Below are 7,886 nucleotides of genomic sequence, written 5' to 3' on the forward strand. Positions count from 1 at the left end.
TGAAGGTTCATCACCCGAGCGGCCACGTCCGGACGGGTGGCTTTCGGCACCACGAACGTGTGCCCGTACCGCTGGTTGAACCGCACCGCCAGGTCGCCGCGATGCGCTCGATGTACTCGGCGGTCTCCAGGCGCGGGGCGGCGTCCCGCATATGAGCTGTCGCGTAGGCGGGCATGGCATGGGTAAGCGCCCCCAGCAGGCTGCCTGGGCCAAAGCCGGGTGGGTCCGGGCATCAGACCGGCCACGGCAGGACGGTGAGCTCCGGCCACTCTTCTTTCCAGCGCGCCGTCTTCGTCTCGTAGACCTCTCGCGGGGCGAGGCGTGGATTGGGCCGGACGACGAGGTCGAACACGTCGGAGAGGCCGTACGGCGCGTAGACGCGCCATGTTCCGCCGGGTTCCGGACGGACGCCCAGACAGCAGGTCGTCGCGGCGAAGCGGTCGATCGCGGCCTCGGTGGACTCGTGCGCCGGGCAGGGCACCCCGAACTTCTGCTCGTACCAGAGGTGCACACGGGCCTCGTTGCGGATCTCCACCTCGGCCGGCAGGCCGGCGAACACCTCCCGACCCGCCTTGATGACGGCGTCCTCCGCCTCCCAGGAGAGGTCACCGCCGTCGAAGTAGAAGATGTCGTAGTCCTTGATGCCGTTGGCCGGGGGCCTGCCGGTGACCACGTTCCACACCGTCTGGAACAGGCAGCCCGCCGTGACGTACCAGCCGGGCAGCTCCAGCGTCGCCGCCCGGGTCATCACGTCGGTCAGGATCTCGTTCCGGGAGAGGACGGACCGCAGGCCGTCGAGCTGTTCGGTGAGGGGGACTCTGCCGAGCATCCGTCCTGCCTATCACGGTCATCAGGTCTCGGGACTCGCTTCGCCCCGGTCGACCGCCGAGAGCTTGTCCGGGTTGGTGACGAGGTAGACCGCGTGGACCCGTTCGCCGTCCGCGTCGAGGTCCATCACCATCACCGCGTGCGGGGAACCGTCCTCGAAGACCACCACGGCCGCGTCGCCGTTGACGTCCCGGTGCCGGAATTCGAGACCGGCGGCCGAGCGGGCGGCGTACCCGGTGAGCGCCCGTGCCACCTTGTCCCGCCCGCGGATCGGCCGCGGTGCCGCCTGCGCCTTGCCGCCGCCGTCGGTCCACAGGGCGGCCTCCGGAGCCAGGATCTCGAGCAGCGCCCCGAGATCGCCGCCGAGCGCGGCGGCGACGAACCGTTCCGTCGCCTGCCGCCGGACCCGGGGACGGGCCTCGTAACGCGGGCGCCGCGCCCGCACATGGGCACGAGCGCGGCGCGCGAGCTGTCGTACGGCGGCGGGGCTGCGGCCGAGGATGTCCGCGAGCTCGGGGTGCGCGTAGCCGAACACCTCGTGCAGGACGAACACCGCCCGCTCCAGCGGGGTGAGGGTCTCCAGGACGACCAGCAGCGCCAGTGACACCGACTCGGCGCGTTCGGCCCGTTCGGCGGAGTCCTCGGCGGCCGCCCGGCCGGGAGAGCCGTCCGTGGGCAGGGGTTCCGGCAGCCAGGGCCCGACGTACGTCTCGCGCCGCCGGGCGATCCGCGCCCGCCGCGCGAGCGCGTGCCGCACCGCGATCCGCACCAGGTAGGCCCGAGGGTGCTCGATCCCCGGCGCCCGGCCCGCGTCCCCCGCGCTCGTGCGCCCCGCCCAGGACAGCCAGGTCTCCTGGAGCACGTCCTCGGTGTCGGTGACGGTGCCCAGCATGTTGTACGCCACCGCGAACAGCAGCTCACGGTGGTCGAGGAACGCCTCGGTGGCGGCGTCCGTCCCCGCGGGCGTCCGATGGTCGGCCATGGCATCTCCTCACGACGGCTCACCACCCAGAGGGGCCCGGGCCCCCGGAGTGTGACACCGGGAACCGGAGTGTGCCGTACGTCTCAACCTGCCCCCGCGCCGTCACACCCACCGCGGTGCGGCTCCTCTCGGTCCACGGCAGCAGCACCGGACAGCGAAGGAGAACCCCATGAGACTCGTCGTCTTCGGCGCCAACGGGCCGACCGGACGGCAGGTGGCCGAGCAGGCGACCGCCGCCGGTCACACCGTCACCGCGGTGACCCGCCACCCCGACGACTTCCCGCCCGGCGACGGCCGGCTGCGGGTCGAGGAGGCCGACGTCCTGGACGGTACGGCGGTCGAGCGCGTGGTGGCCGGGCAGGACGCGGTGATCTCCACGCTCGGCGTCCCGTACGGCCGGGCCCCGGTCACGGTGTACTCGGCAGGCATGACCCACATCACCCGGGCCATGGACCGCCACCGTGTCCGCCGTCTGGTCTGTGTGACCTCCACCGTGCTGTTCGACGTGCCGGCGCCCGGCGAGGGGGTCCTCTTCCGGAAGGTCCTCGAACCGTTCTTCGTACGGGTCGTCGGGCGCACGGTCTACGACGACATGCGCCGCATGGAGGAGATCGTCGGCGCGAGCGGCCTCGACTGGACGGTGCTCCGTCCCGCCGGTCTCTTCGACACGGGCGAGGTGAGCGAGTACCGGCTCGGTGCCGGCCGGCTGCCCGGACGGTTCACCTCCCGGGCCGACCTCGCGCACGCGCTCGTGCGCGAGGCCGCCGCCGAGGGGCACGCGCGCACCTTTCTCGACGTGCGCACCACCCAGGGCACCCCGAGCCTCTTCGACCTCATCCGGAAGGAGGGCTTCGGCAAGTGACGTACCCGGCATACGAGTTGGGGTCCGGAGGTCACGTGTCACCTCGACAGTGACCGGTCTCACGCCGAACCCGCCCCGGTCTTCTGCCTGGTGAGCGGGGTGGGCGCGGGCGTGGCAGGAAACGTCAACGAGCTGTCCTTGTGGACTGATCACCGCTGGGAACAGTCTGTGACCGTGAAGGAACGACGAGTTGTCATCGCGGTCTACCCCGGCGCCCAGGCGCTGGACGTCAGCGGACCGCTCGAGGTCTTCGACAGCGTCAACCGGCTGTCGTCCGGGCCGGACGACACCTACCGCCTGCAGTGCGTCTCCCCCGACGCTCCGTCAGTACCCACCTCCGCGGGCCTGGTCATGCAGGCGGAGCCGCTGGAGGCGGCGGAGGGGGAGATCGACACGCTGCTCGTCCCGGGCGGACCGGGCCTCAAGCAGGCCCTGCTGAACCGCTCCTTCATCGCGTGGATCAGAGGCGCCGCCGAGCGGTCCCGGCGGGTGGCGTCCGTGTGCGGCGGGGCGTTCCTGCTGGCCGAGGCCGGCCTCCTGGACGGGCGCCGGGCCACCACGCACTGGGCGTTCTGGGAACTGATGGCCCAGCGCTACCCCGAGGTGACCGTGGATCCCGAGCCGATCTTCATCCGGGACGGCCCGTACGTCACCTCGGCGGGCGTGTCCACGGGCATCGACATGGCCCTGGCCCTGGTGGAGAGCGATCACGGCCCGGATCGCGCCCTGGAGGTCGCCAAGTTCCTGGTGCTGTACTACAAACGCCCGGGCGGCCAGGCGCAGTTCAGCATGGTCCTGGACGCGCAGCTGGCGGATCAGGAGCCGATCCGGGCCGTGCAGGACTGGATCCAGGACAACCTCCACCGCGCGCTGCCGGTGTCCGAACTCGCCGGCCGGGCGAGCATGAGCCCGCGGCACTTCGCCCGGGTGTTCCGCCGCGCGGTGGGGATGACGCCGGGCGCGTACGTCCGGCGGCTGCGCGTCGCGAGGGCCCGTCAGCTGCTGGAGGTCACCGAGCTGTCGGTGGGGCAGATCTCGAGTCGTTGCGGATTCACCAACGTGGAGACGTTCCTGCGCGCGTTCGGCGCCCTCCTCGGCCTCACCCCCGCCCAGTACCGGCAGCACTTCCAGCTGCACACCCCCGCCGGCCTGCTCGCCGAGCCCGGCCGGCCGGAACGGAGGTCGGCATGACCCAACCGACACGCCTCGTGGACTACGTGACCGCCGAACTCGACCGGATCGGCGTCCGGTACGTGTTCGGCGTCGGCGGCGCCAACATCGAGGACCTGTACGACGCGGTACACCGCGCCCCCGGCCGGATCGACGGGGTCGTGGCCAAGCACGAGTTCTCGGCCGCGACCATGGCGGACGGGTACGCCCGGGCCACCGGACGCCTGGGCGTCGTCGCCGCCACGTCGGGTGGGGGCGCGATGAACCTCGTGCCGGGGCTGGCCGAGGCCCACGCCTCCCGCATCCCGCTGCTGGCCCTGGTCGGACAGCCGCCCATCGGCCAGGAGGGGCGGGGTGCCTTCCAGGACTCCAGCGGCAAGGCGGGCTCCTTCGACGCCCAGGACGTCTTCGCGCCCGTCTCGCGGTTCTGCGCCCGGGTGACGGAACCCGGCGCGATCCCGGGGCTGCTGGCCCGCGCGATCGGAGCCGCCCTGACCGAGCCGCGCGGACCCGCCGTACTGCTCCTGCCCAAGGACGTCCAGCAGGGCCGCCTCACGCCGCCGGCGGCCATGGGAGCCACGGCGTCGCCGACGCCCCCGCTGACGTCCACCGGGGCCCGCCCGGACCCCGCCGCCCTGACCGAGGCCGTGGACGTGCTGGAGGGCGCCTCCCGCGTCATGGTGATCGCCGGGGAGGGCGTGGCCGGGGCGCGGGCGCGCGCGGAGCTGAGCGGCCTGGTGCGGCGCCTGGGCGCCTGTGTCGCCGTGACCCCGGACGCCAAGGACGTCTACGACAACCGGGACCCCCGGTTCGTGGGCGTGGCCGGGGTGATGGGCCACCGCGAGGTCGAGGACTGCCTGCGCCGCGCCGACGCCTGTCTGCTGGTGGGCACGCGGCTGCCCGTGATGGCCCGGGGCGCGCTGGAGCCCCTGCTCCACGACATGCCCGTGATCTGCGCCGACCCCGAGCGGCCCTACGTGCCCGGCACCGCCCTGCTCGGAGAGGTGGCCGGCACGCTGCGCACCCTCCGGCACCGCGTCCGGCCGCGGCCGCCCGCCTGCCCGGACCATCGCCCCCCGTCGCACCTGTGCCCGCCGCCGGCCTCCGGTCCGGCCGGCGACCACGCCTCGGTGGTCGCCGCGATCGCCGAGGCGCTGCCGCAGGACGCCCATGTCTTCGTGGACGCCGGGAACGTGGGCGCCGCCGCCATCCACGCCCTGCCGGCCCCTCGAGACGGGCGCTTCGTCGTGGCGGTGGGCATGGGCGGCATGGGCTACACCTTCGGCGCCGGGATCGGCGCCGCCCTGGCCACCGGCCGGCGGACCTATGTGGTGGCCGGCGACGGGGCGTTCTTCATGCACGGCATGGAGGTGCACACCGCCGTCGAGTACGACGCTCCGGTCACCTTCGTCGTCCTGAACAACAACGCGCACGCCATGTGCGTCATGCGGGAGGAGATGTTCCAGGGCGGTGCCCGCACGGACAACGTCTTCCACCCGTCCCGCATCGCCGCCGGCGCGGCGGCGATGTTCCCCCGGCTGCGCGTCGCCGCGGCCGACGACCCGGCACAGTTGCGCGCCGCGCTGCTGCGGAGCAACGACCACGGTGGGCCGGCCCTGGTCGCCATGGATCTCGACCACCGGGAGACACCGCCGTTCCAGCCCTTCCTGGCCGCCTCCGCGTCCCCGCGAGGCGGTCCGGGCACCTCCGCTTCCGGCCACCCGACCCCTCACGAGGAGCACGCGCATGACCGAGCGATCCACGTTGGCTGACATCCCGGGCCTCGTCCGGGTGGAGAACACCAGCCCCGAGGAACTGACGGCCCGCTGCCTGGAGTTGACCTCCACCGCCTATCCGCACCAGCAGGTCTACGGCGATTACTGCACCATCCAGGAGTACGTCGACTGCCCGCCGGAGGCGGCCTACGACTACCTCAGCCGCGGCCACCACCTGGAGGAGTGGACGTGCAGCCTGCGCGGGTTCGAGCCCGCCGGCGCACCGGGGCTGTGGGTGGGCGACGACCTGCTGGAGGAGGGCACCCGGATCTACTGCCGGACCGAGGCCCACCCCGAAGCCATGACGGTCGACTACCACTGTGCCTGGGACCAGGGCGACGAGCTGTGGATGGTCTACCTGATGAGGGTGGTCCCGGCCGCTCGGGTCCTCGGCCGGCCCGGTTCGGTGATCACCTGGACCAACTGCCGTCACCCGTACTACCGCGACAACCCGCGCCCGGACCTGGCACCCCGCCCCGACCGGCCCTGGGTCGGGGACTACTGGGACCTGTTCTACGCCGGCCACACCCTGGAGATGCACAACCTCAAGGCGATCCTCGAACACCGCCACCGCAACGGTCTGCCCGTCTCCACCGGCCCGGCGAAGCGGGTCGCCCGATGACGCCGGTGAGCCTGACCGACGTCTCCGCCTATCTGCCCGGCGAGCCCGTGCCCGCCGCGTTCTTCACCGAGCACCCGGCGGCGGAGGACCGACTGCGCGACAGCCCGATGTTCCGGGTCCCGCCGTACCGCCATCACGTGGCCCCCGGCGAGACCAACGCGGACATGATCGAGCGGGCCGTCGAGCCGCTCTTCGAACGGCACGGACGCGCGGAGATCCGCCGCGTGGACGTCCTGCTGGTGCACAGCCAGCTGCCGGACCAGCCCTTCGTGGGCGCCGGCACCGAGGTGGCCCGCCTGCTGGGGCTGGCGCCCCGCTGGCTGATCGACGTGGCCAACGCCGGGTGCGCCTCCTTCGTGCACATGCTGGACCTGGCCCGGCGCATCATGGCCGGGGGCGACGCTCGTACCGCCCTGATCTGCAACGCCCAGAGCGCCGCGGGCCAGTTGTTCACGCAGTCACAGGTCCGCGGTCTGTCCCAGGCCGCCATCCCGGGCGACGGGTGCGGAGTCGCCTATCTGACGGCCTCCGCGCACGCCCCCGTCCTCGGGATCGCGAGCCGCCATGTCGCCGCCCACGCGGGGGACATGACCATGGTGCGCGAGGACGGGCGCAAGTACTGGGAGGCGGGCGACGCCCAGGTGCGCATCGGGTTCACCGAGTCCGGAGTCGCCAACGTGCTGGAGCGGGGCAACCGCCTCGTCCCGGAGGTCGTGCGGGAGCTGTGCCGGCAGGTGGGCGAGGACGTGAGCGGCATCGACCGCCTGATCACCAATCAGCCCAACCGGACCTTTCTGCGCAACTGGCACCAGGCGCTGGACATGCCCGCCGACCGCCATCCCGACACCTTCGACCGGTGCGGCAATCTCTTCGGCGCCGCGATGCCCGTCACCCTGGACGACGCGATCCGCGCCAAGCGCATCGACGAGGGGGACCTCGTGGTGCTGGCCGGATTCGCCCACGCCGGGGACTACGCCGGTGCGGCGGCGATCCGCTGGGGGCGGCCAGGGTGACCGCGGCGCTCCCGCCCTCGCTTCCGCCGGAGGGCCGGCTCCGGCCCCCCTAGCGGTCCGGCCAGAGCCGTACCACCCACCGCTCGACCCCCTGGGGGTACGTGCCGGTGTCGATCGCGTCCAGTTCGACGGCGCGTGCCTCGGTGCGGCCCCGGCACCAGACCCCGAGCCGGTACGGGCCCGGCGGGAGAGCCAGTTGGTGCGGGGCGGGCAGCGCGCTCACACCGGAGGCGAGGGTGAGCCGGCCGCCCTCCACGGTGAGCCGCTCCTCGGTGTGCGCCTCCCAGTCGCCCTCGGGCGCCGGCGGCTCGACCGACCAGTGCTCCAGCTCCACATGCGGTTCGTTGTCCTCCAACTCGCTGCGGAAGACGGCCAGTACGACACCGGCGCCCACGGAGACCAGGCGTCTGCCGGGCGCCGGCGGACGCATGACGGAGGTGACGGGCGCGGCGGCGTCGACCAGGTTGAACAGGTGGTCCTCGGTGAGGACCAGCCCGTCGGCCCCGGCGATCCGGGACGGATGCTGGGGCGGCGGGGAGGCGGGCATCGCAGGGACCTTTCGGTGACACGCGAGGCCAGTCCTGCTTGGGAGCTGTTCAGTCCAGGAAGTAGGACCAAAACGGGATCACGACGT

8 protein-coding genes are annotated in these 7,886 nt (G+C 72.9%); 5 read left to right on the top strand and 3 right to left on the bottom strand.

What is annotated here, in order from left to right; genetic code table 11:
• Positions 1 to 232: 232 nt before the first annotated feature.
• Positions 233 to 829 carry a nucleotidyltransferase family protein gene (locus ACWEN3_RS35975; protein ID WP_452979750.1) on the bottom strand — a complete coding sequence of 199 codons (597 nt, stop codon included), beginning with the start codon at positions 827 to 829 and terminating at the stop codon, positions 233 to 235.
• Between the two features lie 21 nt (positions 830 to 850).
• Positions 851 to 1,810, bottom strand: a complete 960-nt coding sequence (gene sigJ, locus ACWEN3_RS35980; RefSeq protein WP_452979752.1) for an RNA polymerase sigma factor SigJ — start codon at positions 1,808 to 1,810, stop codon at positions 851 to 853.
• Positions 1,811 to 1,979: 169 nt separating this feature from the next.
• Here sigJ and ACWEN3_RS35985 point away from each other — a divergent pair, with 169 nt between their 5' ends.
• The 5 genes from ACWEN3_RS35985 to ACWEN3_RS36005 all read left to right on the top strand — a co-directional run bounded on the left by ACWEN3_RS35985 (position 1,980) and on the right by ACWEN3_RS36005 (position 7,252).
• On the top strand, positions 1,980 to 2,672 hold the full coding sequence (locus tag ACWEN3_RS35985) for an NAD(P)-dependent oxidoreductase (RefSeq protein WP_452979754.1): 693 nt from the start codon (positions 1,980 to 1,982) through the stop codon (positions 2,670 to 2,672).
• Between the two features lie 174 nt (positions 2,673 to 2,846).
• Entirely contained in the window at positions 2,847 to 3,863 is a 1,017-nt protein-coding gene (locus tag ACWEN3_RS35990; RefSeq protein WP_452979768.1) for a GlxA family transcriptional regulator, read from the top strand.
• A complete protein-coding gene (locus ACWEN3_RS35995; protein WP_452979756.1) occupies positions 3,860 to 5,614 on the top strand; it encodes a thiamine pyrophosphate-binding protein in 1,755 nt (584 codons plus the stop codon). The genes ACWEN3_RS35990 and ACWEN3_RS35995 overlap by 4 nt, the downstream gene beginning before the upstream one ends.
• Positions 5,589 to 6,239, top strand: coding sequence for an SRPBCC family protein (locus ACWEN3_RS36000; RefSeq protein ID WP_452979759.1), 651 nt, complete (start codon positions 5,589 to 5,591; stop codon positions 6,237 to 6,239). Before ACWEN3_RS35995 ends, ACWEN3_RS36000 begins: the two co-directional genes overlap by 26 nt.
• Positions 6,236 to 7,252: a 3-oxoacyl-ACP synthase III family protein gene (locus ACWEN3_RS36005; RefSeq protein WP_452979762.1), complete on the top strand. Its 1,017-nt coding sequence runs from the start codon at positions 6,236 to 6,238 to the stop codon at positions 7,250 to 7,252. Before ACWEN3_RS36000 ends, ACWEN3_RS36005 begins: the two co-directional genes overlap by 4 nt.
• Positions 7,253 to 7,301: 49 nt before the next feature.
• Here the strand turns inward: ACWEN3_RS36005 and ACWEN3_RS36010 are convergent, their stop codons facing one another.
• On the bottom strand, positions 7,302 to 7,799 hold the full coding sequence (locus tag ACWEN3_RS36010; protein WP_452979765.1) for a hypothetical protein: 498 nt from the start codon (positions 7,797 to 7,799) through the stop codon (positions 7,302 to 7,304).
• Positions 7,800 to 7,886 lie beyond the last annotated feature (87 nt).

It is taken from the genome of Streptomyces sp. NPDC004561 (assembly GCF_053602155.1).